The sequence below is a fragment of the Streptomyces sp. NPDC001828 genome (assembly GCF_042892175.1).
Classification (GTDB): Bacteria; Actinomycetota; Actinomycetes; order Streptomycetales; family Streptomycetaceae; genus Streptomyces.
In genome coordinates, this window is record NZ_JBIATV010000005.1 from 293,534 (window position 1) to 318,731 (window position 25,198).

Consider the following 25,198-nt stretch of genomic DNA (forward strand, 5'->3'; position numbering starts at 1 on the left):
GCTAGGCCCCGGTCTCTACGCGGAAGCTGTCCCGCACCGTCTTGAAGCGGGCCTTGACGTCCTCGAAGTCGGTGCCCTCGCACACGTACCAGCCGAGCACGTCGTTGGAGGCGGTCGGCGGGGCCAGCACATCGCCGACGCTCTTCCACACGTCCGCGTCCAGCACGCCCTCCAGGGCGGTCAGTTCGGCGGCCGAGGTGATCGCGGTGATGGTGCCGTACTCGGCGGACGACAGGTATTCGGTGCCGACCTCGGGACCGAGCCGGGCGGCCGGGCGGTGGTCGGGGTCCAGCTCCAGACGGCACCACTCGCCGGCCAGGTTGATACCGCGCCCGGCCTCGACGGCGGGCACGATGGAACCGCCGCCGGCCCGGGCACCGGCCTCGCCGAAGACGATCTCGCCGTCGTCCAGGAGGAAGAACTCGGCGTGCACCACCCCGGTGCTCAGGCCGAAGCCGCGAAGGACCACCGCGTTCAGCTCCAGGATGCGCTGCTCCCTGGGCGTGAGGTCGTGCTTGCGGGAGATGGTGCCGCCGGGCTCGTCGCGGTAGTCCAGGACGGAGTACGTGTACTGGGACAGCTGCTCGAAGACGGCCTCGCCGCGCTGGAAGAGGGAGTCGACGTGGAACTCGGTGCCGCGGATGAACTCCTCGACCCGGTACTCGTGCCGGTCGTCGCCCATCTCGCCCCAGACCCGGTCGAGTTCGGCCCGGTCGTCCACGCGGTAGGTGTTGCCGCAGGCCCAGCCGGTGTACGGCTTGACGACGACGGGGTAGCCGACCTGCTCGGCGAACTCGGCGACGGCGGTGACGGTGTCGGGACGGCAGGAGCGGGCGACCCGCACGCCGAGCTCCTCGGCCCTGCGGTGCATCACGTTCTTGTCGCGGAAGTTGAGCGCCTGGTCGGGGGTGAGGCCGGGGATGTCGTGGTCGCGGCGGGCCCGGCTCGCGGGCAGCACATCGCCCTCGAACAGCGGGAAGATCCGCTCGACGCGGTGCTCGGCGACGATGGTGTCGACGGCCGCGCGCACGGCCGCCGTGTCGTCCAGGTCGGCGTGGTACTGCGCGAGGCCGTCGGCCTCGGGGGCCTCCCAGCCGGTGGGCAGCAGCACCACGCTGTCGACGCCGAGCTCGGCGGCGGCCGCGACGACGGCGCGGAACTGGGCGGTGTAGCGCCCAGCGGCGGGCCGGTAGACCACCAGGATCGAGGGGTTCATGCGGTGCTCCTCATGCGAGGCCGGGATACGGGCCCGGGCGGGACGGGACGGCGGCATCAGCGGACGGCGGCGGCCGAGGGGGCGAACAGCTCCCCGCCCGGCGTGGCCGCGTCGAGCACCAGGGCCGGTCCCGGCTCGGCGCCGAGCCCGGTCAGCGCGGTGCCCAGGCGGTCGAGGGCCTCCTCGACGACGGCCCGGCCGCCCTCGTGCGCGGACTCCACGGTGAGCAGCAGCCTGCGGCGGCCGACGTCGGTCTTGACCACGTCGCCCTGCCGCCAGTTCCAGCGCCGTGAGTGGGCCCGGCCGCGGGCGTCGGCGTAGACGACCTCGCCCGGGTCGGGGTTCTCGGTGGCGTCGGGCGCGCCGAGCGGCGCGAAGACCTCGTCGCCGTGCGCGAGCCGCACCTCCAACTCGCCCTGGATGTCGCCCACATCGCAGGACGCGACGGGGAGGCGGGTGTCGAGGGAGACCGCGTTGCAGAGGTCGACGAGCGCGTTGATCCGGGGCAGCCGATCGCCCTTGGCGACCCGTCGCAGCACCGACTCGGCGGCGCACGGGAAGCGGTTCGGGTTGACGTCGACCGTGCGGTAGGCGTCCCGCCAGGCGGCGATCGGGGGCAGCGCGGAGACGTCCGCCTTGCTGAGACCGGCCGCGTGCAGCGCGTCCTCGGCGGCGGTGAGCCACCCGTCGATCTCCCCGGACTCCCTGACGACGTCGACGTCCGGTACCGCGATCAGACCGAGCACATAGCCGGGCACCCGCTCGGACAGGCGCCGGTCGACCGTGACGGTGAGGGGGTGGACGCTGCCGAGGGCGTGGGTGGAGCTCTCCATGGACGTGGATTCCTTCGACTGTGGGGATTCCGTCGCTGTTACCAGGCGGACCGCTGATGACGTTCCGACACTAGGGAGCGGGCAGGGGCCCGGCTGTGGCCAATTTCCGGCAATTCCAGAAGTCCACTTGCGCCCCCGCCCGCCCCTCATCCGGTCTTCTCGGCGGGCCGGGGCGCCGCCGGGACGTCGGCGGTGGCCGGGGCCGCCGTCTTCACGCGGACGCCGATGAGGGCCGCGCCCAGGGCGAGTACCGCGAGGACGGCGCCGAGCTGGCCGAGCCGGTCCAGGGCGTGGGCGCCGCCGTGGGCGATGACCCGGCCGCCGATGAACCCGCCGAGCGAGATGCCGGCGAAGGTGGCCGAGGAGTTCAGCGAGAGCAGCAGCGGCCCCGAGGTGGGTGCGATCGCGAACAGGCGGTGCTGCTGCGGGGGTTGGGTCGCCATCGCGGTGATGCCCCAGGCGCCCATGGCGAGCTCGGCGGTCGCGAGCCCGTCCCGGGTCAGCGGCAGCGTGGCGAGGACCACGGCGAGCCCCGCCACGGAGGCGAGCAGGACGGGCGTGGGCCCCCAGCGGTCGGTGGCCCGCCCGCCGAGGACCGTGCCGCCCACCGCGAGCACCCCGAAGACCAGGAGCAGCAGGGCGAGGGTGGTGCCGTCGCCGTCGGTGGCCGGGGCGAGCACCGCGCCGATGTAGGTCAGGACGAGGTAGCCGCCGGTCATGAACAGCAGGGTGGTGAGCACGGTGAACAGCACCCGTGCGTCCCGCACCGGGGCGAGCCGGGCCGCGAGCCCGGGCGCGGCGGGCAGCCGCACTTCGGGAAGCCCGCCCGCGACGGCGGCCGCGCACAGCACGCCGAGCCCGGCGAGCAGCCAGAACGTGGCGCGCCAGCCGAGGTCGGCGGCCAGCCAGGTGCCGAACGGCACCCCGGCTACGGTCGCCGCGGAGAGCCCGCCGAGCACCACGGCCATCGCCCGGCCGCGCCGCTCGGGCGCGGACAGAGCGGCGGCGGACGCGGAGGCCGCCGGGATGTAGAGCGCGGCTCCGGCGGCGGTCGCCACCCGGGCCGCCAGGAGCCAGCCGAGCCCCGGGGCGAGCGCGGAGGCCGCGTTCCCGAGCGCGAAGACGACCAGCGATATGACGAGTACGGTGCGTCGCTCCACGCGCCCGGTGAGCGCGCCGAGCACCGGCGCGAGCACGGCATACGTGAGGGCGAAGACGGTGCTGACCCAGCCCACGTCGGCGAGGTTGGACTTCAGCCCGTCGACCACCTCGGGCAGCACCCCGGCCACCACGAAGGTGTCCGTGCCGATGGCGAAGGCGCCCACCGCCAGGACCGGCAGGACGGGAAGTACGGCTCGGGTCCTGCTCATCACGCGGCTCCAGCCGGGACTCGGGTACGGAAGGGGGCGGCGTCGCCCGCGACGGGGGCGCCGCCGAGGAGGACGAGTTCGATCGCGCCGGGCCGGCTCAGGACGGTGATGTCCTCGGCCGGGTCGCCGTCGGTGACGACCAGGTCGGCGAGGCGGCCGGCGGCCACCACCCCCGCGTGGTCCCCGCGCCCGGCGAGCCGCGCCCCGTTGGCGGTGGCCCAGGTCAGCACGGTGGGGGCGGGGATGCCCGCCATCGTCACGTACAGCTCAAGCTCCTTGGCGTAGCTGCCGTGCGGGGTCCAGGCGAACCCGAAGTCGTCCCCGGCCACCACCGGGATGCCGAGCTCGACCATGAGCGGCAGGATCCGCAGCGTGTTGGCGACCTCGGCCTCGAATTCGAGGGTCTCCAGGTACTCGGTGGTCTTGCCGTGCTCGGTGCCCGTGGTCAGCAGCATGTGCGGCTGGTAGAGGCTGGGCACGACGAAGATCCCGCGCTCGGCGATGGCGTCGAGCGCGGCGTCGTCGGCGTAGGTGGCGTGGTCGATGACGTCGACGTCGGCGGCGATGGCGTTGCGGATCCCGGCGAGGCCGCGCGAGTGGGCCCGCACCTTGGCGCCGAGCCGGTGCGCGGTCTCGGCGGCGATCTTCAACTCCTCGGCGGTGAAGAGGAGTTCGTGCGAGCGTCCGTTGGGAAAGGTGTCGTCGCCGGACGAGAACACCTTGACGATCTCCGCGCCCTGCGCGATCTCCCCCTCGACGTACGCCGCCATCTCCTCCGGGGTGTCGGCCAGGCGCATCAGATCGGACGGGATGCGCTTCTTGACCTCGGGGTTCCGCCGCTCGGGCGGCCCCGACACCATGAGGTCCCGGCTGCACGGGGTGATCCGGGGCCCGGCGAGGCGCCCCGAGTCGACGGCCCGGCGCAGCGCCATGTCGATCCCGGCGACGGATCCGGCGCCGACGAAGGCGGTGTAGCCGAGGGCGAGGAGGTTCTTGGTGTTCTCGGCCGCGCCGAGGGTGACCTCGGGGATGGAGTGCTTGAACAGCATCTCGCGGCCGTCGAGAACGTCGAGGTAGGCGATGTGGGTGTGGCCGAGCGTCATTCCCGGCATGACGGTCCGGCCGTCGAGGTCGAGTACGTCGATGTCGGGGGTGTGCAGGGGGGCGAGGTCCTCGGGGAGGACGGCCTCGATGCGGTCGCCCTCGATGAGGATGCTCCGGCGGGGCACGGAGGGCCTTCCGAGGCCCTCCTGCACGGTGGCTCGGTGGAGCAGGGTCTTGCGGCGTGCCATGGTTTCTCCTAGCGCTGTCAGTTGGGCTGCAACAGGTCCGTCCACCCCCCTGGGGCTCCGCCCCAGACCCCGGGGTTTGGCCCCTCCCCGCCCCTTCCCTAAACCCTCCGGGGGTGGAAGTGGGGTGGGTGGGCTTCCGGGGCTGCGCCCCGGGCCCCCCTGTTTTCGGCTGCGGACCGTGCTCGCTTCTCGCGCAGTTCCCCGCGCCCCTAAATGCCTTGGTGTCGGCCAGCACCCGGTTCTTCAGCCCGTCCGGCGATTGAGGACGAGCGCCCTTCAGGCGCGAACGGGGGTCTGGGGGCGGAGCCCCCAGGGTCCTTCAACCCCCGGAGGGTCTCGGGAAGGGGCGGGGTGGGGAGAAACCCGAGGTGGGCCCGCACCGCGCCGTCAGGGGGACGCCGGTTCCGCCCCCTCCGCTCGGCCGAACAGCGTCCAGATGATCTCCGCGCCGGGGCGGCGGGCCACCCAGCGCAGGCCGTGCGCCCGCACACCCGGCGCGTTGGTGACCGCCAGTTCCGCGCCGCCCGCCGCGAGGATCTCCGCCGCGTGCTGCGTGGAGGCCGCGTCGACCCAGACGACCTCGCGCCCGGCCAGGCCCGGCGGAGCCACCTCCGCATAGATCCGCCGCACCTCCCACATCGCGGCGACCGCCACGGGCCCCTCCCCCGGAGGAACCCCCGCCGCCGCACCCGGACCGGCCGGGCTCGCGATCCCGTACTCCGGCGTGGCCTGCGGGAAGAACGCCCGCAGCCGCAGATCCCGGTGCCAGTGGAAGCCGGTGAGCCCGCCGTACGCACTCGGCACCAGCGCCAACTCGACGGTTCCGCTGAGGAGTTGGTGCAGCACGTCGTCGAACGTGGTGAACAGCTCGACCCGCAGCCCGTGCTCCGCCGCGAGGAACCGCGCGGCCAGGTCGCTGGACGTCCCGGCCGGCCCGAGCGTGCCCAGGGTGGTGCCGGGCCGGGCGGCCCAGCGTCCGGCGAGTTCGCTCCAGCGCGCCGTGTACTCCTCGGCCAGCACGCCCGGCAGGGCGCCCGCGTCAGCTTTCGTAGCCACGGTTCGCCGCCATCTTCCGGGCCACCTGCGTCTCGTGGTCGGGCGCGGTGCGCCGGTCCACGATGCGGGCGGCCTTCCAGCTGACGAAGGCCCCCGTGCTGACGATCGGGTCGAGGCCGTCGCTCAGCTCGACGGTGACGGGCACCCCGAGGGCCTCGGACGCCCGGGCGCGCACCGCGTCGCTGAGCCCGGGGGCGTCCTCGACCAGGCCCTTGAGCAGTTCGAGGCGTACGGTCAGGCGGTCCCGCCCGCTGTCCTCGTCCCGCTCGATGACCACCTGGTACCCGGCGGACCCGGTGACCCCGGTCATGACCGCCGACTCGATCTGCCCGGCGGTGAACCGGCGGCCGCCGAGTTCGAGGCGGTCCAGGGTGCGGCCGACGATGCGTACGAGATCGCCCGGCAGCTCGCAGCCGCAGTCGGACTCCTCGACGACGACGGCGTCACCGGTGCGATAGCGAACGAGGGGCTTGACCCCGTCGATCAGCATGGTGACGGTCAACTCACCGCTGCCGCGCGGCCCTTGCGACTCGTCCGTCTCCGGGTCGACCACCTCGATGACGTAGTTGGTCTGCGACAGATGCATCCGCTTGTTACGACAGGCGGTCGCGATGACGAACGCCTCCTGCGATCCGTACAGGATGTTGTAGACGTCCGCGCCCCAGACCGTCTCCAGGTTGTGCGCGAGGGCGGGGGTGCACATCTCGCCGGTGACGAAGAGCAGCTTGACGGAGAAGTCCTCGCGCAGGTCGTAGCCGTAGTGCTCGGCGGCCTTGGCCAGGGTGAGGGCGACTCCGGGGGTGCAGCAGATGACCTCCAGTTCGAGGTCCTTCATCAACTGGAGGGCCTTCTCGAAGCCGATGACGGGCGAGTACGGCCAGATCTTGGCGTTCATGGAGCCGGTGTTGCGGGCGATGTCGCCGAGGGTGTCGCCGAACGAGTGGACCTCGGTGGGGCCCATCAGGCCGATGCGGGGCCGGTGTTCGCCGAAGTGGTGGCGGAAGATCGAGTCCCAGGACTCGGTGATGTGCGCGTTGCTCGCGACGATCTCGCGTCCGTCGCGGGGGCAGGGGGTGGCCCGGCCGGTGGTGCCGGTCGTCTCGTAGAAGAAGAGCGAGTCGGCGAGCGGCCGGCTGAGGACGTCGAGCATCTCCTCGCGCAGATGGGCCTTGGTGGTGAAGGGCAGCGCGGTGAGGTCGTCCGGGGTGGCGGAGCTCAGGTCCGCGTCCTTCAAGTGGCGCGCGTAGAAGGGCGACTGGGTGCTGACTTGCTTGAGCACGGTGGCCAGCTGTCCGGTGCGCCACTGCGCGAGGGCGGTGTCGGTGAGGGTGCGGGCGTAGAAGGCGCGGTGCAGTTCCAGGTAGCGGGTGGCGAATTCCGCGGCGGGGCCGGCTGTAGGGAGCCACATGTCGGGTTCTCCTCGGGAGTGGTGGTCGTCGTTCGGCGGCGGGCCGGGCTGGGCCGGGCCGGGCTGGTCGCGCCTCCGCGTGGCGGAGCCGCGCGGTGTCACAGCCCGCGCGCTCCTTGAGCGGCGCCTGCCGTCGGGCTCGTCGTACGGGCGAGGAAGTTGGCGAACAGGCGCATGCCGTCCTCGGTCATCACGCTCTCGGGGTGGAACTGCACGCCCTCCACCGCCAGGCCTTCGTGGCGGACGCCCATGACGTAGCCGTCGTCCTCGGAGGTCGCCGTCACGGTCAGCTCGGGCGGCGGGTCGGTGACGATCAGGGAGTGGTAGCGGGTGACGGTCAGGGGCTGGGCGGCGCCCGCGAAGACGCCGAGGCCGTCGTGGCGGACGGGGCTCGTCTTGCCGTGCATCAGGCGCTGCGCGACGGCGATCCTCGCGCCGTACGCCAGGCCGATGGCCTGGTGGCCGAGGCAGACGCCGAGCAGCGGGACCCGCCCGGCGAAGGCGTGCACGAGCTCGACGTGGCCGGAGGCCGCCGGGTGGCCGGGGCCGGGGCCGAGGACCACCGCGTCGGGGGCGGAGGCGATCAGCTCCGCCACGGAGCGGGTGCGCGAGCGCACGACCTCCGTCTCGGCGCCGAGGCTGAGCAGGTACTGGTCGATGATGTGGCTGAAGCTGTCGTACGCGTCGACGAGGAGGACCTTCACTTCAGCAGCTCCTCGCCGGTCAGCGCCCAGTACGTGGCGCTCATCTTGGCCAGCGTCTCCCGCCACTCGGCGGCGGGCTCGGAGTCGGCCACCATCCCGGCCGAGGCCTGGGTGCTGTAGCGGACCCCGTCGTGGACGGCGGTGCGGATGCACAGGGCGAGCACCGCGAAGCCGCGTACGTCGACGAGGCCGAGGGCGCCCGCGTAGATGCCGCGCGGGTGCTCCTCCAGGTCGTCGATGATCTCCATGGCGCGCAGCTTGGGCGCGCCGGTCATCGTGCCGGCCGGGAACGTCGCGCAGATCGCCGCCCACACGTCCGTGCCGCTCCTGACGCGGCCCGAGACGGTGGACACCAAGTGGTGGACGTACGCGAAGGGTTCGACCTCCATCATCGTGTCGACGGAGAGCGTGCCGGGCTCGCAGACCCGGCCGATGTCGTTGCGGCACAGGTCGACGAGCATGACGTGTTCGGCCCGCTCCTTGGCGCTGGCCCGCAGCTCGGCCACCCGGCGGGCGTCCTCGTCCGGGTCGGCGGCGCGGCGCGCGGTGCCGGCGATGGGCCGCATCGAGATGGCGTCGTCCTCGACCCGGATGAACAGCTCGGGGCTGGCCCCGATCACGGTCCGACCGGCCCAGGGCACGAGGTACATGTACGGCGACGGGTTGCGGTGGCGCAGCCGCCGGTAGACCTGGAGCGGGGTCAACTCCGTCTCCACGTCGATGCGGTGGCCTATCTGTATCTGGTAGCTGTCGCCTATGCCTATGTGGTGCAGGCAGCGCTCGGCGCGCTCGATGAAGGTGGCCTCGTCCACGGTGTCCCGGACGGACGACGCCACCGGCGCCTGCGGTACGCCCTCGCCGCCCGCGCCCCCGGCCGCCCGGACGGCCTCGACGACGTTACGCAGCGACGGCTGTCCGGCGGCTGCGGTCAACTGCGGCCCGGTCGCGGCGAGATGGCGTACGCCGCCGCGCTTCAGGTCGTACCAGACCGTGTCCTTGAAGAGGGTGAGCGTGCAGCGCGGCAGCCCCGACTCGGGCTGGCTGCTGGGGAGTTCCTCCATCGCCCGGGCCGCCTCGTAGGACAGGGTGGTGAGGAATCCGAAGGCGAAGGTGCCGGTGGGCACGTCCGTGTCGACGTCGAAGAGGGCCTGGACGGCGCGCAGCACCCGCCAGACGGTGCCGGAGTCGCGCACGGGCCACTGCCGGGCGCCGTCGGTAGCACCCGCGACCGTACGGCCGCCCGCGCCGACGGCGGCCGTGAGCGCGGCGCCGAGCCGGCCACCCAGCGGGCCGGGGGCGACGAGTTCCAGCCGGTCGGCGTGAACGCGTAGTTCGGCGAGGCGCCCGTACCCCACGGCGGCGTAGTGGCGGTCCTGGTCGGGACCGTCGAGACTTTCGAAAAGATAGACATCGCCCTGTTCCCGGGTGCGGGAGAGGGCCTCGTAGAGTCCCAGCGCTTCGACCTGCGGGAGTTCCTCGGAAACCACGCGGACCGGAATGTTCACGACCGCTTCGTCCGGACGCAATTCACCGTCGTACGCTGGTACTTCTGACAGTTCTGCTAGATCTGACAACAAGGACACGTCGAAAGCCTTCCTGATCCGACTGGACCGTAGGGGCTTCGAGGAATGAGCATGCACGTCGACGGGGCGCCGCTGGCCCGGCTCCGCACGTCACGCATGTCCGGGCCGTTCGCGCCGGACTCCCCCGTCCCACCCCCACTCGCCGTTTTCCCCTGGCGACGAATGTGTGTGCTCAACGACTCCATCAAATGTGGGACCGGCCCAGCCATACCACTTCGGCCTCCGGAGAGGAGACCACTTTGTCGCTGCAGCTAGCCCTCACCCTGGACCGTGAATCGCGCCACCCGCTTGCTGTTCAAATACGCAATTCGCTGCGCAAACTGATTGAGGATGGAACTTTATGGCCGGGGACCCGGATTCCGTCCAGTCGTCAACTGGCCCTGGATATCGGGGTGTCCCGCAGCGTCGTCGTAGAGGCCTATGAGCAGCTGTCGGCCGAGGGCTATTTGCAGACCCGACACGGTTCGGGGACGACGGTGTCGGAGCGGGCCGGGGCGCCCGACTCGACCTCCCGTCTGGTGCCGCCCGACCCGGAGACCGCGCCCGAGGCGATGTGGGACCTGCGCACCGGCACGTCCAACGTCGTGGACTTCCCCCGCCAGGAGTGGATCCGCTGCATGACGGCCGTCGTCGCCGACGCGGGCCACCAGGAGCTCGGCTACTCGCCGCCGGCCGGCGTCTCGCTGACCCGCCGGGTCCTGACCGGCTACCTCGGCCGGGTGCGCGGGGTGCGCAGCCGGCCCGAGGACCTCATGGTCACCGCGGGCTTCGCCCAGGGCCTGGCCCTGATCTGCCGGGTGCTCCTGGACCGGGGCCACACCACCCTCGCCGTGGAGGACCCGGGGCACCCCGGCGAGCGCGAGTTCGTCACCAGCTCGGGGCTGCGGGTGGTCGGCATCCCGGTGGACGAGGACGGGCTGCGGGTCGACCTCCTGGAGCAGAGCGGCGTCCGCGCGGTACTGCTGACCCCGGGCAACCAGTTCCCGACCGGGGTCCGGCTCGGCATGCCCCGGCGGGAGCGGCTGATCGCCTGGGCCCGCGAGGTCGGCGGCTACATCATCGAGGACGACTTCGACAGCGCCTTCCTGCACCGCTCGGACCGGCTCCCGGCGCTCCAGAGTCTCGCGCCGGACCGGGTGGTGTACGCGGGCAGCGCGAGCAAGACGCTGGCCCCGGCGCTGCGGCTCGGCTGGCTGGCCGCGCCCTCGGAGCTGATGGCGTCGGTCGAGTACGTGCGGGCGGGCTGGGACATCGGCTGCTCGGGCCTCGAACAGCTCACCTTCGCCCGCTTCATCGACACCGGCGCGCTCGACCGCTACCAGCGCCAGCTGCGTACGGAACTGCACCGGCGCCGCCAGACCATCCGCCGCCAGGTGGAGGCCTGCCTGCCCGGCGCCCGTCTCACCGGCGGCGAGAGCGGGCTCCAGGCCTATGTCCAGCTCCCGTCGCACATCGAGGAGAAGGCCCTCCTGCGCGCGGCCCGCCGCCGCTCGGTGCTGACCCGTGGCGGCGCCTTCTACGCCCTGTCGGACACCGCCCGCCCACCCGCGCTCGTCCTCAGCTACGCCACGGTCACGTGCTCGGGCCTCGGCCAGAGCATGGTGGCGCTGGGTGAGGCGTACCAGGAGGTGGGCGGCTGACCGGCCCGGGGCCGAGGAGGCGCCCCCTCACCCCGCCGGGCGGCGGATCCAGGCGTCCAGGGCGGGACCCTGCGGGGGCGGGGTGGTGAGCGGGGATCTGGTCCAGCCCCAGGAGGCGTAGGCCGCTGCCGCCGCGTCGTTCGTGGCGGGGATCAAAGTGGTGAGCAGATCGGCCTCCTGGCGTGCCAGGAGGCGCTCCTGGAGGCGGGTCGCGATGCCGGTGCGGCGGCGGGTGGGCAGCACCATGAGTTCGGCGAGCGCGAACACCCGGTCGGCGGTGGCCAGTTCCTCGTTCCCGTCGGTCGAGGCGCCCCGGAAGCCGTGCCACCACTCGCCCTCGCGCCCGGGCGGGTAGCCGTAGGCGCAGCCCACCAGAAACGGATCGCCCGCGATGATCATGTCGAAGCCTGGGCGCTGTACGTCCTCGGCGAAGCGGCGCAGGAATCCGCTCCGCCCCAGGGGCTCTACGCCCGGCACGTCGTCGTACGCCGCCGTGTACAAGTCCGCGACGGTTTCCCTCTGCTGCTCGGCCTGCCATCGGGACAGCCGCCGCAAGAACACCTCTGTCATCACAACAGCGTGGCAGGTCAAGGCGGTTGGAGGAAGGTGCACGGAGGAGGCGGGGCCCGGCGGCCGCGCCCGGCCCCGGCGCGCGTTGACCCGGCCACGCGGTCGGCACACACTGGCCGGACCATGGACGACGAACCGATCGTGACGCTGCACGGTGAGCGCGCGCTCATCGACCGGGCCGGCCATCTCTTCGCGGGGGCGCGGCACGAGTTCCTGGTCGCCGCCGCCGACCCGCTGACCTGGTCGGCCGGGGTCCGCACCGCCTTCGCCGCCGGGCTGCGGCCCACCACCGAGCCCGGCGGCCCCGCCCTGCGCAAGCTGTACAGCCCCGAGGCGCTGCCCGACGCCCGGGCCGAGCGGCGACTGGCCAGGATGGCCGCGGGCGGGGCGGACATCCGGATCTGCACGGCGCCGCTCGGCCAGGAGACCATCGTCCTCGACCGCCGGATCGCGATCCTCGCCGGCGCTCCCGGCCACGGACGGCGTACGTACACGGTGATCCGCACGCCGGACGTCGTGGCGGGGCTCCGCTCGCTGGTCCACGCCGCGTGGGCGTCCTCGCCCGAGCTCGACGACCATCTTCGCCGGCGCCCTCCGGCCCTGGGCGCGGACGCCCGGCGGATCCTGCGGGCGCTCGCCGCCGGGCACACCGACGAGGTGGCCGCACGGCAGCTCGGGATGTCCCTGCGGACCTACCGCAGACGGGTCGCCGAGCTGATGGAGGCGCTGGGCGCGACCTCCCGCTTCCAGGCGGGGCTCCGGGCGCGCGAGCTGGAGGGGCACGTCTGAGGAGGGCGGGTGCCCGGGCCCGGGGAGTCGTCCGGGGTGCGAGGGGCCCGGAACAAGGCTCCGCACACCCTGATGCAAAACGGCAGATGCGAGCCATAATCTCGTACATGACTCATAAACGCGTGGCCGAGCGGCACATTGCGGTAGTGGGTGCGGTGGACCGGCCCGTCGAGCTGAGCGTCGCCGAACTGCGCGAGCGGTGGCCGCAGCGGACGGCGGCCGTCAGCTTCGACTGCGCGACCAGCGGACCGCGGGCCCACACCTTCACGGGGCCCCTGCTGCGCGAGGTGATCACCGAGGCGGGGCCCGGCTTCGACCCGGCCCGCCGCAAGGACCGCTCCCGCTTCCTCCTGGAGGTCACCGGCGAGGACGGCCACGCGACGGTGCTGTCCTGGGCCGAGATCGACGAGGACTTCGGCAACTCGCCGGTGCTGCTCGCCACGACCCTGGACGGCCACCAACTGGACGGTGTGGGAGCCCAGTTGGTGGTGCCGTCCGACCGGTGCGGGGCGCGTTACATCAGCGGGATCACCCAGGTGCGGCTGCGCGCGTGCGGCGGGGCGGCGGATCAGGGCAGGCACGGAGACGACCGGGTGGCGGATCAGGTCGTGTACGGGGACGGCGGGGCGATCGGCAGACCCGTGTAGTTCTCGGCGAGCTCGGCCGCGGCGTGCCGAGAGTGGGCGATGCGGTCGAGCTGGGCCAGCTGCAGCCGGGTGTGGAACGCGGACCGCGCCGGATCCGCGTGCAGCAGCTCGGTCATCGTGTACGAGAAGTGCTCGGCCCGCCACACCCGGCGCAGACAGGTCCCGGAGTACGCGTCGAGGCGCTCCGTCGAGCCGGTGACATGCCGCTGGACGAGCGCGCGGGACAGCTCGACGACGTCGGCGACGGCCAGGTTGAGCCCCTTGGCGCCGGTCGGCGGCACGATGTGCGCGGCGTCCCCGGCCAGCAGGAGACGCCCGTACCGCATGGGCTCCATGACCCAACTCCGCATCGGCAGAACCGACTTCGCGGTGACGGGGCCGCGCTCCAGCTTCCAGCCGGGGTCGGCGTCGGTGGCGAGGCGGGCGTCCAGCTCGTCCCAGACGCGCGCGTCGGGCCAGTCGGCGGGGTCGGTTCCGTTGGGCACCTGGAGGTAGAGCCGGCTGACGCTCGCCGACCGCATGCTGGCGAGGGCGAACCCCCGGGAGGAGTGCGCGTAGATCAACTCCTCGTACACGGGCGGGGCTTGGGCCAGGATGCCGAGCCAGGAGTAGGGGTACGTCCGCTCGTACGTGGTGCGGAGCGCGGCGGGGACGGCGGCGCGGGACACTCCGTGGAAGCCGTCGCAGCCGATGACGTAGTCGCAGGTGAGGGTCGCGGGGTGCGGCCGACCGTGACCGGGTGCGCGGTAGTGGATCACGGCGCGGGCACCCTCGTGGACGCCGTCCAGCCCGTCCACCCCCTCCACTTCCGCCTCGAAGAGCAGCGGGGGGCCGTCGGCCAGCTGGCGGGCCACCAGGTCTTTGACCACCTCGGTCTGGGCGTAGACCATCACGCGGCGGCCGCCGGTGAGGGACCGGAAGTCGATGCGGTGGGACCGGCGGTCGTAGCGGAGCTCGATGCCGTCGTGCGGCTGCCCCTCGCGGTCCATGCGCTCGCCCACGCCCGCGGCCCGCAGCACGTCGACGGTGCCCTGTTCGAGGATGCCCGCGCGCTGGCGCCGCTCGATGTACGCGCGGTCGCGGCTCTCCAGGACCACGCAGTCGATCCCGGCGTTGTGGAGCAGCCGGGCGAGCAGGAGCCCTGCGGGGCCCGCGCCGATGATGCCGACGGTGGTGTGGGCGGGGGCGGTGCGGGCGAGGGCGATGCGGGCGGGGGCGGTGCGCTTCTCACGGCCGGCCATGTCAGGCGTCCTCCCCCTCGGCCTGTGCCTCGTACTCGCTGATCGCCCGTTCCGCCACGGTGAAGGCGGAGTTGGCGGCGGGGACCGAGCAGTACACGGCGCACTGGAGCAGGATCGCGGCGATCTCGTCCGGGCTGAGACCGCCCCGGAGGGCGCCCTTCACATGCAGGGCCAGCTCGTCCTTGTGGCCGCCCGCGACGAGGGCGGTGAGCGTGATGACGCTGCGGGTCCTGCGGTCCAGGGTGTCGCCGCCCCAGATCTCGCCCCAGGCGTAGCGGGTGATGAAGTCCTGGAAGCGGGCGGTGAAGGGGGTCGTACGGGCCTGGGCCCGGTCCACGTGGGCGTCGCCGAGTACGGAGCGGCGGGCGCGCTCGCCGGCCTGGCGCGGCGGCTCGGGGTGGGTGCGCGCGAAGTGCTGGAGCAGGGCGTCGGTCATGGCTCGGGGCCGCTCCACGTTGGCGAGGTGGCCGGCGCGGGGCAGCTCGACGAGCTGGGCGTCGTGGATGCCGTCGGCGAGTTCGCGGGCGTGCGAGGGCGGGGTGGCCAGGTCGTCCCGGCCCGCGAGCACGAGGGTGGGGGCGGTGATGCGGGCGAGCTCGGGGCGCAGGTCGAGCCCGGCGAGGATCTCGCAGCAGACGGCGTACGCCTCCGGGTCCACGCGGTGGTGGGCGGCGACGAGGTGTTCCGGGGGCGGGAACGCGGGGGTGAACCAACGCTTCGGGGCGCTGTCGGCGACCGCCCCGATCCCGTCGGCCCGCACGGTGGCGGCCCGCTCGGCCCAGGGTTCGGGCGGGCCGAAGTGGGCGGAGGTGCAGAGCAGGGCGAGGGATTCGACGCGCTCGGGGTGCCGCGCGGCCAGCCACGCGCCGACGGCCCCGCCGAGGGAGACTCCGGCGAAGGCGAACCGCCCGACGCCGAGCGCGTCGAGCCGCGCGAGCAGCAGCTCCCCCAGCGTCTCGATGCGGGCCGGGGTCGGGGCCGCTGCCGGTGCCGGTGCCGGTGCCGGTGCCGCTGCCGGGGCGTCGCCGTGGCCCGGGAGGTCCCAGGGGATGACCGTGAAGCGGGTGCGGAGTGCGGGGAGTTGGGCTTCCCAGAGCGACTGGGTCGTACCGAGGGAGGGGACGAGGACGAGGGTGGGCCGCGACATGAGGTTCCTTGAGGCCGTTTCAGTTCTGGGCGGGGAGGGCTGAGGCAGTGGTGGGTTGAACGCGGTTCGGCACGTGCGGGCGGTGGGGGCCGTTCGCGCAGTTCCCCGCGCCCCTGAAACCCGTTCTCGGCTGCGGGCCGTGGGGGCCGTTCGCGCAGTTCCCCGCGCCCCTGTAGGTGAGCGGGACCCCCGGTCGCGCCCACCGCGGCGGAGCCGCGCAGATGTCACAGCCCCGCGCCCCTAAACCCCCTTTCGGCCTCGCAGCGTGCGGGGTCTGGGGCGGAGCCCCAGGGGGACGGTCAGCCGGGGAAGGTCAGGAACGCCGTTTCCCCCTCCCCCTGCAACCGCACGTCGAACCGGAACACCCCCACCCCCTCCCCCCGCGCCAGCAGCGTCCCGCCCCGCTCTCCCGCCAGGGCCTTCAACTCCCCTTCCCCACCCAGCCCTTCGACGTACGCCCGCGTGAACAGGTGCCGGGACAGGCCCCGGGCGAACAGGCAGATCGCGAGGTAGGGGGCGGCCGGGGGCGGGGGCAGGGTGCGCAGCGACCAGTGGCCGGCCGCGTCCGTCGGGACGCGGCCGAAGCCCGTGAACGTCAGCCCGTCGCGGGGGAGGAAACCGCCGTCGGACGGGTTCCGCAGCCACGAGCCGGGGCGGCCCGCGAGGGAGCCGTCCGGTGCGGCCTGCCAGAACTCCAGGAGCGCGTCCGGCACCGGCTCGCCGGCCCCGTCGTACACGTACCCGTGCAGCGTGATCGCGTCCGGATGGCCGGGCGGCACGAGGTCCCCGCCGCCCGGGAAGGGCAGGGCGTACCCGTAGAAGGGACCCACGGTCTGGGCGGGGGTGGGGCGGGGCGGGGTCACGCGGTCACCTCCGGGTCGGGCGGCGTGGCGGCCGGGCCGTCGAGCACGATGTCCCAGCGGTAGCCCAACGACCAGTCGGCTACGGACAGTTGGGGGTCGTACGTCGCCGCCAAGCGGGCCCGGTCCGCCTCGTCCGTGACCGTGTGCAGGATCGGGTCGTACGCCAGGAGCGGGTCGCCGGGGAAGTACATCTGGGTGACCAGGCGCTGGGTGAAGGCCCGGCCGAAGAGCGAGAAGTGGATGTGCGCCGGGCGCCACGCGTTCTCGTGGTTGCCCCAGGGGTAGGCGCCCGGCCTGACCGTGGTGAACGCGTACCGCCCTTCGGCATCCGTCAGGCACCGGCCCGTACCGGTGAAGTTCGGGTCGAGGGGCGCCGGGTGCTGGTCGCGTTGGTGGGCGTAGCGGCCGGAGGCGTTCGCCTGCCAGATCTCGACGAGCTGGCCCCGGACCGGCCGGCCCGAGCGGTCGAGCACCCGGCCGGAGACGGTGATGCGCTCGCCGTGCGGCTCCCCCACGTGCTGCCGGGTCAGGTCCGCGTCCAGTTCCGTCACCTCGGTGACGCCGAAGACGGGGCCGTAGAGTTCGACCGCCTCGGGGTCACCGCCGCCACCGCCCACGGCCAGCGGCGCCCGCGTCGGGACGCGCAACGCCCCGCTGCGGTACGGGAGCACGGGCCGCTCGCCCGCCACCCCGGCCGTCTCCTCACGTATGAGTGTCATCGCCCTGCCACCTCTCCCGCTCCCTGGTTTGCCTCAGCTCCCCCGTACGCACCCTCACCCGCGCCCCCGTCCGCGCGCGCACCTCCTCCGCGTCGACTCCCGGCGCCGTCTCGACCAGGACGAAGCCGTCCTCGGGGTGGACGTCGAGCACGGCCAGGTCGGTGATGACCCGGTGTACACAGGCCCGGCCGGTGAGCGGCAGGGTGCAGTGCTCGACGAGTTTCGGGGTGCCGTCCTTCGCGGTGTGCTCGGTCAGCACCAGCACCCTGCGCACCCCGTGCACGAGGTCCATCGCGCCGCCCATCCCCTTCACCAGGCGCCCGGGGACGGCCCAGTTGGCGAGGTCACCGCCCGCCGAGACCTGCATCGCGCCGAGGATCGCGGTGTCGACGTGGCCGCCGCGGATCATTCCGAACGACAGCGCGGAGTCGAAGAACGCGGCGCCCGGCAGCACGGTCACCGTCTCCTTGCCCGCGTTGACGAGGTCCGGGTCCACGTCGGACTCCCAGGGGTACGGTCCGACGCCGAGAATGCCGTTCTCCGAGTGGAGCACGACGTCCACGCCCGGTGGCAGATGGCCCGGAACCAGGGTGGGCAGGCCGATGCCGAGGTTCACACAGCTTCCGTCGGCGAGCTCGGCGGCTGCCCGCGCGGCCATCTCGTCCCGCGTCCAGCCGTTCACCGGGCACCCTCCCCGTCGCCGCTCCGTCGCACCGTTCGCCTCTCAATACCCTTGTCCGCGGCCTGAGTTGGTGTCAACGGCACGACTCGCTGCACGAAGATCCCCGGCACGTGCACCGCGTCCGGATCCAACTCCCCGAGATCCACGAGGTGTTCGACCTCGGCCAGCGTCACCCGGCCCGCCATCGCCGCGAGCGGGTTGAAGTTGCGGGCGGCGCGCCGGAAGACCAGGTTGCCGTGCCGGTCGCCCTTCCAGGCCCGTACGAGGGCGAAGTCCGTGGTGATGCCGTGCTCCAGGACGTGCTCGCGTCCGGCGAACTCCCGCACCTCCTTGGGCGGTGAGGCCACGGCCACCTCGCCGCCCGGCCCGTACCGCAGGGGTAGCCCGCCGTCGGCGACCTGGGTGCCGACGCCCGCCGGGGTGTAGAACGCGGGGATGCCGCAGCCCCCGGCGCGCAGCCGCTCGGCGAGTGTGCCCTGCGGGACCAGCTCCACCTCCAGTTCGCCGGCGAGGTACTGGCGGGCGAACTCCTTGTTGGTGCCGATGTACGAGCCGGTCACGCGGGCGATGCGGCCGGCCGCGAGCAGGACGCCGAGGCCGCCGCCGTCCACCCCGCAGTTGTTGGAGACCACGCTCAGCGCGGTGGCGCCCCGCGCGTACAGGGCGGCTATCAGCACGTTCGGCACCCCGCTGAGGCCGAAGCCGCCGACCGCGAGGGAGGCCGCGTCGGGGATGTCGGCCACCGCGTCCGCCGGGGCCCGTACGACTTTGTCCATGCTCGGCTCACACCCGCTCTCGCTGCCGTGCCCACCGGCCCGGGGACCGGGCCGGACCACGGCTCTCGCCAATTGTTCGCCAGATGAACTAGAGTTCAGAATCGCGTCGGCCCCGAGTGTGCTTTCTGCGGGCCCACGCGTCAACACCCCGCACCCCTATTCCGCGCCTCAACAGCCGCTCCCCGGAGGCCAGATGAGCACCGCCCCCGCCGAAGCCGTCGGCCCGCTGATGCGCGGGGTCGCCGTGCTGCGCGCGCTCAGCGACGCGGACGGGCGGCTCAGTCTCGGCGAGCTGGTCCGCGCGACGGGCCTGGCCCGCTCCACCGTCGACCGGGTCGCTGCGACCCTGGCCCGCATGGGTTACGTACGCCTGGACGCGCCGGCCGTGACGCTCGCCCCGCGCCTCATGGAGCTCGCCAACGCCTACCTGGGCGCGCTGCGGCTGCCCGCGCTGCTCGGCCCGCTCGCCGTCCAACTCGCCGAAGAGCTGGACGAGTCGGTGTCGCTCGCGGTACCGGACGGCGACGGCATCCGCTTCGTCCACCAGAGCACCCGGCGCCGCGCGATGTCGCTGACCTTCCGCATCGGCGACCTCCTGCCCGCCGAACGCACCGCGCCGGGGCCCCTGTTCGCCGCGCACTGGACGCCCGAGCAGTGGGCCGCCTGGCGCGAGCGGCGTGCCGCCGACCCCGAGGGCCTCGGCTTCCCCGGCGTGCCCCCGGGTACGGGCGGCCGTTTCGAGGAGCGGGTCGACCGGGCCCGTACCGCGAGCTGGGCCGTCGACGACCAGCTCATCGAGCCGGGCCTGGTCGCGGTGGCCGTGCCGCTCCGCGACCCGGCGGGCCTCCCGCTCTGCGCGCTCAGCGTCGTCAGCCACACCAGCCGCCACAGCGCCACATCGCTGCGCGAGGCCGTCCTGCCCCGGCTGCGCGCGGCCGCCACGGCCATGGAGTCCGCGCTCGCGGGTCCACCCGGCGCGGCCGGTCCGGCCGGCTCCCACCCGCCCGAACTCGCCCTCGCCGCCTGGACCTCCACCTCCAAGCAGGAGCTCGGCGCCGAGTTCGTCGAGTCGCTGGCCCGCGGGCTCACCGTCATCACCGCGTTCGGGCCAGGGCGGGCCGAGCTGACCCTCAGCGCCGTCGCCGAGGCCACCGGGCTGCCGCGCGCCACCGCCCGGCGCGCCCTGATCACCCTGCACCACCTGGGCCTGGTCGCCGCCGAGGGCCGCGCCTTCCGGCTCACCCCGCGCGTCCTGGCGCTCGGCTGCCCGCCCCTCTCCCGTACGACGCTCTCCGACATCGCGGCGCCGCACCTGGCCGCCCTGGTGCGCACCGTGCACGACTCGGCCTCGCTCGCCGTACTCGATGGAGACGCCATCCACTACACGGCCCGGGTCGCCACCACCCGGATCATGAGCGTCAACATCACCCTGGGCACCCGCTTCCCCGCGTACGCCACCGCCATGGGCCGCGTACTGCTCGCGGATCTGCCCGCGCCTCAGCGCGCGGAACGGCTCGGCCGTACGGCGCTGCCGGCGCTCACACCGCGCACGGTCACCTCACCAGCCGTACTGACAGACGTCCTCGACGAGGTGGCCGGGCAGGGGTACGCGGTGGTCGACGAGGAGCTGGAGGAGGGGCTGCGCTCGATCGCGGTGCCGGTGCGGGACGCGGCGGGGCGGGCGGTCGCCGCGGTGAACGTGGCCATGCACACGACGCGGCGCACCCTGGCCCAGTGCCGCGCCGAGCTGCTGCCCGAGCTGCGGGCCACGGCCGCGGCCATCGAGGCCGACCTGCACGTGGTGAACCGCTTCCGCCGGTCCTCGGCCGTCTGACCGGCACCCGCGCCCACCAGCACGGGAGCGCCGGGTTCGGAACCGGCGCGCGTTTGTCACCTCGACTCCCCGCGCTCTCCCTCTAATCGGTTAATTCAGGGGAAGGCGGACATGTTCATGACCCCGCTCGGGGATACAGCGCAAGTCCGCTGCCCAGCTGTCCCCCGACATACCGGAGTACGCCACGTGGAGACCACAGACGCCGTGTGGAGCTGCCCCTTCGACTACGCCGACGCGCTCGAGTTCGACCCGCAGCTCCAGCGGATGCTGGCCGAGGAGCCGGTCGCCCGGATCCGGATGGCGTACGGCGAGGGCGAGGCCTGGCTCGTCACCCGGTACGAGGACGTGCGGACGGTGACCACCGACCGCAGGTTCAGCCGGAGCGCCGTCATCGGCCGCGACTTTCCCCGGATGACCCCCGAGCCCATCGTGCAGGCCGAGTCGATCAACCTCATGGACCCGCCGGCCAGCAGCCGGCTGCGCAGCCTCGTCGCCAAGAGCTTCGCACCCAAGCACGTGGCGCGGATGCGCGAGCGCACCCAGAAGGTGGTCGACGAACTGCTCGCCACCATGGCCGCGCACGGCTCGCCCGCCGACTTCGTCGAGCACGTCGCGGCCCCGCTGCCCCTCGTGACGATCTGCGAGGTGCTCGCCATCCCCGACGGCGAGCGGGACTGGCTGCGCGCCCACGCGCTGACCATGATGAACATCGGCGCCGCCGGGCGCGAGGCGGCCGTGCTCGCCAAGGCCGAGCTGCGCGCCTACTTCACCGACCTCACCGCGGCCCGCCGCCGGTCCCCCGGCGACGACCTGATCTCCACCCTCGCCACCGCCCGCGACGGCGACGAACTCCTCGACGACCAGGAACTCGCCGTCATGGCGATGGTCCTGCTCATCACCGGGCAGGACACCACCACCTACGAGCTCGGGAACATCGCGTACACGCTCCTGACCAGGCCGGACATCCTCGATACCGTGCGTGCGCGCCCGGACCGCTTCCCCTCGGTCCTCGACGAGCTGCTCCGCTTCATCCCGTTCCGCAAGGGCGTCGGCATCCCGCGCGTCGCCATCGAGGACGTCGAGCTGAGCGGGGTGCTCATCCGGGCCGGGGACGTCGTCCACGTCTCCTACCTCACCGCCAACCGGGACTCCCTCAAGTTCGACCGGCCCCACGAGGTCGACCTCGACCGGGGATCGGTCCCGCACATGACGTTCGGCTGGGGCGCCCACCACTGCCTCGGCGCCCCGCTCGCCCAGATGGAACTGGAGGTGGCGTTCACCTCCCTGCTGACCCGCTTCCCGGGTCTGCGGCTCGCCGGCGACCCCGGCGACGTGCCGTGGAACACCCACTCCATCTGGCGCCACCCGCTCAGCCTTCCGGTCGCCTGGTGACCAACACCCCATCATCGAAGGGAAGTTAAATGGCCACCCTGTGCCGACCGGCGGTCGCCGTGCCCGACCACGTCATCACCCAGGAGCAGACCCTGGCGCTCGCCCGCGAGACCCACGCCGGGCATCCGCAGCGCGATCTGGTCCTCCGGCTCATCGAGAACACCGGCGTCAAGACCCGCCACCTCGTCCAGCCCATCGAAGAGACCCTGGCCCACCCCGGGTTCGAGATCCGCAACCAGGTGTACGAGGCCGAGGCGAAGAGGCGGGTGCCCGAAGTGGTGCGCCGCGCCCTCGCCAACGCCGAGGTCGAGCCCGCCGACATCGACCTGATCGTCTACGTGTCGTGCACGGGCTTCATGATGCCCTCGCTGACCGCCTGGATGATCAACACGCTGGGCTTCCGCTCGGACACCAGACAGCTGCCCATCGCCCAGCTCGGCTGCGCGGCGGGCGGCGCGGCGATCAACCGCGCGCACGACTTCATCACGGCCTACCCGGGCTCCAACGTGCTGATCGTGTCGTGCGAGTTCTGCTCGCTGCTCTACCAGCCCACCGACATCGGCGTCGGCTCGCTGCTGTCCAACGGCCTTTTCGGAGACGCCCTTTCGGCCGCGGTGGTACGCGGCGAGGGCGGCGTCGGCATGCGGATCGAGCGCAACGGCTCGCACCTGGTGCCGGACACCGAGAACTGGATCTCGTACGCCGTGCGCGAGACGGGCTTCCACTTCCAGCTCGACAAGCGGGTCCCGGGCACCATGGAAATGCTCGCCCCCGCCCTCAAGACCCTGGTGGCGCAGCACAGTTGGGAGGTCGGCGCGCTCGACTTCTACATCGTGCACGCGGGCGGCCCGCGCATCCTCGACGACCTGTGCCACTTCCTGGACCTCGGCCCGGAGATGTTCCGCTTCAGCCGCGACACCCTCACCGAGCGCGGCAACATCGCGAGCTCGGTGGTCTTCGACGCGCTCGCCCGGCTCTTCGACGAGGGCGGCATGGCCGACGGCGCCCGCGGCCTGATCGCCGGCTTCGGACCCGGCATCACCGCGGAGATCGGCGTGGGCAGCTGGAACGCGGGCCCGCACCTGGACGAGGAGCTCACCGCGCTGGCCGCACGGGCCTGAACCACCGCAGCGGCGCTACTGGTTGAGGTCCGGCACGGCTACTCGTTGACCAGCACGGGAATGGAGAGCACCGCGCTGGTCGGCGTGCCGGTCAGGCCCCTGGCCCTGATCTCGAAGTCGATGCCGGCCCCCTCGGCGGCCGGGGTGTGGCCGCCCTTGTGCTCGTCGTGGCCCTCCTCCGCGTACTGGAACGAGCCGGTGCCGAGCAGCTTGCCGTCCGCGCCGTAGTAGGCGGCGCGCAGTTCCAGGGCGATCAGCTCGCTGACGTCCGAGGTGACGGCGAGGTGCCCGGTGACGATCGGCCCGGCGCCCAGGGCGCCTCCGGTCACCTTCACGCGGTCCGTGAACGGCCCCTGTTCCAGGCGCACTTCGCCGCTCGCCAGCTTCTGGTACGCGGCCGGGGCCGCGGCCTGCCGGGGCGCCGCGAAGGTCACCGAAGGGACGGCGCTCGGGGCGTCGTCGGCCCGCTCGCCGGAGCCGCCGCCGGACCCGCCGCAGGCGGTCACCAGGGCGAGGACGAGGGCGGCCAGGACGGCCGGGGCGGCTGTGCGGTTCATTGCCTGGGGCTCCTGCGGAGTAGGACGAGGGGGCCGGGGGCGAGTGCCCCCGGCCCCCGACCGGCGGGCGGCGGGGTGGTCAGGCGCGCGGGGCGCGGCCGAACAGCGAGCCGTACATCTTCCCGTACAGGTCGGTGTTGAGCTGGCTGGCCGCGAAGCGGTCGGCGCCGGGGCCGTAGGCGAAGATCGGCACGTCCGCGCCGGTGTGGTTGCCCGACAGGTACGTCAGCCACAGGCTCGCCTCGGGGCTGCCGTCCTTGACGCCCTTGGGGTCGTCGGGGGTGCGGAAGGTGGCCGGGGCGAAGTTCTTCGCGTCCCCCGCGCCCGCGCCGTTGGCGATGCCGGTCGAGCGGGCCGGGTCCTTGGCGCCCGAAGTGGCGCGCGAGGGAAGGGAGTTGTTGGCCGGGTTGCCGGCGTCCGTGTTCGCGGGGGGCGCCACCGACTCGGCGTTGGTGTAGGTGCCCTTCTCGATGATGTTGAAGCCGGCGCACTCGTGGTCGGCGGTGACGACGACCAGGGTGTGGCCGTCCCGCTTCGCGAAGTCGGTGGCCGCCTTGACCGCGTCGTCGAACGCCTTGACCTCGGCGAGCGTCTGGGCCGCGTCGTTGGCGTGCGAGCGCTTGTCGATCTGGGCGCCCTCGACCTGGAGGAAGAAGCCCTTCCTGGAGCGGCCGTCGAGCAGGTCGATCGACTTCTTCGCCATCTCGGCGAGCGTCGGCTCCTGCTTCTGCGGGGCGCCGGCGGGCAGGCCCGCCTTCGCCTGCTCGACCGTCAGGTTGCCCCGGTTGAAGAGTCCGACGACCTTCTTGCCGCGCGCCTTGTCGAGGTCGGCCTTGGTGGCGACCTTCTGCGAACCGGCGGTCTGCGCGGGCAGCTTCGGGTCGCCGAAGGACCCGAGCACCTGGTAGCCCTGCTTCTGGAGCGCCTGCTGGTCGTCCGGCTCGAAGCGGGCGAGGCCGCCGCCGAGGACCACGTCGGCGGTGCCGTTGCGGGCGATCTGCTCGGCGATCGGGGTGATCAGCGTCTTGTCGGCGGGCGCCTTCTCGTAGCTGCCGTCCGCGTTCTTCGGCAGGCAGGCCGCGTCCGAGTACGTCGGGCCCTGGCAGCCGCGCAGCAGCGCGTGGCTGAACTGGGCGGCGGGCGTGGCGTCGGTGATCTCGGCGGTCGAGACGTTGCCGGTGGCGAACCCGGCCGCCTTGGCCTGCTCCATCAGCGTGACGCGCCGCTTCTCGTAACTGTCCACGCCGATCGCGGCGTTGTACGTCTTGACGCCCGAGGCCCAGGCGGTGGCGGCGCTCGCCGAGTCCGTCACCAGGGCGGGCTGGTCGCTGCCCTTCTCGACGGCGTACGTGGCGACCGCGCCGGTGTAGGGCAGTCGCTCCATGTTGAGCTTGCCCTGGGCGCCGTAGAAGCGCTCGCGGCCCGCGGTGACGTGGGTGCGGCCCATGCCGTCGCCGAGCAGGTAGATGACGTTGCGTATCTCGCGGCCGTTGCCGTGGTCGCCGTGACTGCCGTGCTGGGGCTGGGAGTTGGCGGTGACGGCCGAGCCGGCGGCGACCGCGGAGGCCGCCGCGACGACCGCGAGCACCTTCATTGCCTTCTGTCTCATGGCCGTGAAGCTATGAGTCGGATGTGAACGGACCGGGAGGTTCAGGCGGCCGCGAGGCGAACGCCTTTACCTCCCGCATAACTTTTCCGTCCCGGTGCTTTGCCTTTTGCGGACCGGGCCCTTACCCGGGGCGCCGGGGCGGCCGCCCC

The 25,198-nt window shown here is 73.1% G+C and carries 23 protein-coding genes; 6 read left to right on the plus strand and 17 right to left on the minus strand.

Going from position 1 to position 25,198, the window contains the following annotated elements; all coding sequences use genetic code 11:
• Nucleotide 1: 1 nt before the first annotated feature.
• The 8 genes from ACFYZA_RS17660 to ACFYZA_RS17695 form a co-directional block, all read right to left on the minus strand.
• Nucleotides 2-1,216: an ATP-grasp domain-containing protein gene (locus tag ACFYZA_RS17660; protein WP_388491329.1), complete on the minus strand. Its 1,215-nt coding sequence runs from the start codon at nt 1,214-1,216 to the stop codon at nt 2-4.
• 56 nt (nt 1,217-1,272) lie between these two features.
• On the minus strand, nt 1,273-2,049 hold the full coding sequence (locus tag ACFYZA_RS17665; RefSeq protein ID WP_388491332.1) for a B3/4 domain-containing protein: 777 nt from the start codon (nt 2,047-2,049) through the stop codon (nt 1,273-1,275).
• A 146-nt stretch (nt 2,050-2,195) separates the two neighbouring features.
• Nucleotides 2,196-3,419, minus strand: a complete 1,224-nt coding sequence (locus tag ACFYZA_RS17670) for an MFS transporter (protein WP_388491335.1) — start codon at nt 3,417-3,419, stop codon at nt 2,196-2,198.
• A complete protein-coding gene (locus ACFYZA_RS17675) occupies nt 3,419-4,711 on the minus strand; it encodes an amidohydrolase family protein (protein WP_382582401.1) in 1,293 nt (430 codons plus the stop codon). The genes ACFYZA_RS17670 and ACFYZA_RS17675 overlap by 1 nt, the downstream gene beginning before the upstream one ends.
• A gap of 387 nt (nt 4,712-5,098) precedes the next feature.
• A complete protein-coding gene (locus tag ACFYZA_RS17680; RefSeq protein WP_388491337.1) occupies nt 5,099-5,767 on the minus strand; it encodes a hypothetical protein in 669 nt (222 codons plus the stop codon).
• A complete protein-coding gene (locus ACFYZA_RS17685) occupies nt 5,751-7,175 on the minus strand; it encodes a phenylacetate--CoA ligase family protein (protein ID WP_382582407.1) in 1,425 nt (474 codons plus the stop codon). The genes ACFYZA_RS17680 and ACFYZA_RS17685 overlap by 17 nt, the downstream gene beginning before the upstream one ends.
• 98 nt (nt 7,176-7,273) lie before the next feature.
• The gene (locus ACFYZA_RS17690) at nt 7,274-7,879 is read right to left on the minus strand and encodes an anthranilate synthase component II (protein ID WP_388491340.1); all 606 of its coding nucleotides are present in this window, start codon (nt 7,877-7,879) and stop codon (nt 7,274-7,276) included.
• Entirely contained in the window at nt 7,876-9,384 is a 1,509-nt protein-coding gene (locus ACFYZA_RS17695; RefSeq protein ID WP_388491343.1) for an anthranilate synthase component I family protein, read from the minus strand. The genes ACFYZA_RS17690 and ACFYZA_RS17695 overlap by 4 nt, the downstream gene beginning before the upstream one ends.
• 266 nt (nt 9,385-9,650) lie before the next feature.
• Between ACFYZA_RS17695 and ACFYZA_RS17700 the strand changes: the two genes are divergently transcribed.
• On the plus strand, nt 9,651-11,102 hold the full coding sequence (locus ACFYZA_RS17700; RefSeq protein ID WP_388491345.1) for a PLP-dependent aminotransferase family protein: 1,452 nt from the start codon (nt 9,651-9,653) through the stop codon (nt 11,100-11,102).
• Between the two features lie 27 nt (nt 11,103-11,129).
• Here ACFYZA_RS17700 and ACFYZA_RS17705 read toward each other — a convergent pair whose 3' ends face one another.
• Nucleotides 11,130-11,672, minus strand: coding sequence for a hypothetical protein (locus tag ACFYZA_RS17705; protein WP_382582418.1), 543 nt, complete (start codon nt 11,670-11,672; stop codon nt 11,130-11,132).
• 123 nt (nt 11,673-11,795) lie between these two features.
• Between ACFYZA_RS17705 and ACFYZA_RS17710 the strand changes: the two genes are divergently transcribed.
• On the plus strand, nt 11,796-12,461 hold the full coding sequence (locus ACFYZA_RS17710; RefSeq protein ID WP_388491348.1) for a DNA-binding response regulator: 666 nt from the start codon (nt 11,796-11,798) through the stop codon (nt 12,459-12,461).
• A 107-nt stretch (nt 12,462-12,568) separates the two neighbouring features.
• Nucleotides 12,569-13,108 (plus strand): molybdopterin-dependent oxidoreductase, encoded by a 540-nt coding sequence (locus ACFYZA_RS17715; protein ID WP_388491349.1) that lies wholly within the window; start codon nt 12,569-12,571, stop codon nt 13,106-13,108.
• On the opposite strand, the gene ACFYZA_RS17720 is transcribed toward ACFYZA_RS17715, so the two are convergent.
• The 6 genes from ACFYZA_RS17720 to ACFYZA_RS17745 all read right to left on the minus strand — a co-directional run bounded on the left by ACFYZA_RS17720 (nt 13,063) and on the right by ACFYZA_RS17745 (nt 18,536).
• The gene (locus ACFYZA_RS17720; RefSeq protein WP_388491352.1) at nt 13,063-14,349 is read right to left on the minus strand and encodes a 4-hydroxybenzoate 3-monooxygenase; all 1,287 of its coding nucleotides are present in this window, start codon (nt 14,347-14,349) and stop codon (nt 13,063-13,065) included. The two genes, ACFYZA_RS17715 and ACFYZA_RS17720, sit on opposite strands and share 46 nt — an antisense overlap.
• Nucleotide 14,350: 1 nt before the next feature.
• Entirely contained in the window at nt 14,351-15,496 is a 1,146-nt protein-coding gene (locus ACFYZA_RS17725) for an alpha/beta fold hydrolase (RefSeq protein ID WP_388491353.1), read from the minus strand.
• 299 nt (nt 15,497-15,795) lie between these two features.
• Nucleotides 15,796-16,359: a protocatechuate 3,4-dioxygenase subunit alpha gene (locus ACFYZA_RS17730; RefSeq protein ID WP_388491354.1), complete on the minus strand. Its 564-nt coding sequence runs from the start codon at nt 16,357-16,359 to the stop codon at nt 15,796-15,798.
• On the minus strand, nt 16,356-17,078 hold the full coding sequence (gene pcaH / locus ACFYZA_RS17735; RefSeq protein ID WP_382582435.1) for a protocatechuate 3,4-dioxygenase subunit beta: 723 nt from the start codon (nt 17,076-17,078) through the stop codon (nt 16,356-16,358). The genes ACFYZA_RS17730 and pcaH overlap by 4 nt, the downstream gene beginning before the upstream one ends.
• Complete coding sequence (locus ACFYZA_RS17740) at nt 17,062-17,760, minus strand: 3-oxoacid CoA-transferase subunit B (RefSeq protein ID WP_382582438.1); 699 nt, start codon at nt 17,758-17,760, stop codon at nt 17,062-17,064. Before ACFYZA_RS17740 ends, pcaH begins: the two co-directional genes overlap by 17 nt.
• Complete coding sequence (locus ACFYZA_RS17745; RefSeq protein WP_388491356.1) at nt 17,757-18,536, minus strand: CoA transferase subunit A; 780 nt, start codon at nt 18,534-18,536, stop codon at nt 17,757-17,759. The genes ACFYZA_RS17740 and ACFYZA_RS17745 overlap by 4 nt, the downstream gene beginning before the upstream one ends.
• A 193-nt stretch (nt 18,537-18,729) precedes the next feature.
• Between ACFYZA_RS17745 and ACFYZA_RS17750 the strand changes: the two genes are divergently transcribed.
• The 3 genes from ACFYZA_RS17750 (at nt 18,730) to ACFYZA_RS17760 (ending at nt 22,883) form a co-directional block, all read left to right on the plus strand.
• The gene (locus tag ACFYZA_RS17750; RefSeq protein ID WP_388491358.1) at nt 18,730-20,370 is read left to right on the plus strand and encodes an IclR family transcriptional regulator C-terminal domain-containing protein; all 1,641 of its coding nucleotides are present in this window, start codon (nt 18,730-18,732) and stop codon (nt 20,368-20,370) included.
• 186 nt (nt 20,371-20,556) lie between these two features.
• Nucleotides 20,557-21,762 (plus strand): cytochrome P450, encoded by a 1,206-nt coding sequence (locus ACFYZA_RS17755; protein WP_388491361.1) that lies wholly within the window; start codon nt 20,557-20,559, stop codon nt 21,760-21,762.
• A gap of 29 nt (nt 21,763-21,791) precedes the next feature.
• The gene (locus tag ACFYZA_RS17760) at nt 21,792-22,883 is read left to right on the plus strand and encodes a type III polyketide synthase (protein ID WP_382582450.1); all 1,092 of its coding nucleotides are present in this window, start codon (nt 21,792-21,794) and stop codon (nt 22,881-22,883) included.
• A 38-nt stretch (nt 22,884-22,921) separates the two neighbouring features.
• On the opposite strand, the gene ACFYZA_RS17765 is transcribed toward ACFYZA_RS17760, so the two are convergent.
• Both ACFYZA_RS17765 and ACFYZA_RS17770 read right to left on the minus strand, forming a co-directional pair.
• A complete protein-coding gene (locus ACFYZA_RS17765) occupies nt 22,922-23,440 on the minus strand; it encodes a hypothetical protein (RefSeq protein ID WP_388491364.1) in 519 nt (172 codons plus the stop codon).
• A 79-nt stretch (nt 23,441-23,519) separates the two neighbouring features.
• A complete protein-coding gene (locus ACFYZA_RS17770; protein ID WP_388491366.1) occupies nt 23,520-25,049 on the minus strand; it encodes an alkaline phosphatase in 1,530 nt (509 codons plus the stop codon).
• Nucleotides 25,050-25,198 lie beyond the last annotated feature (149 nt).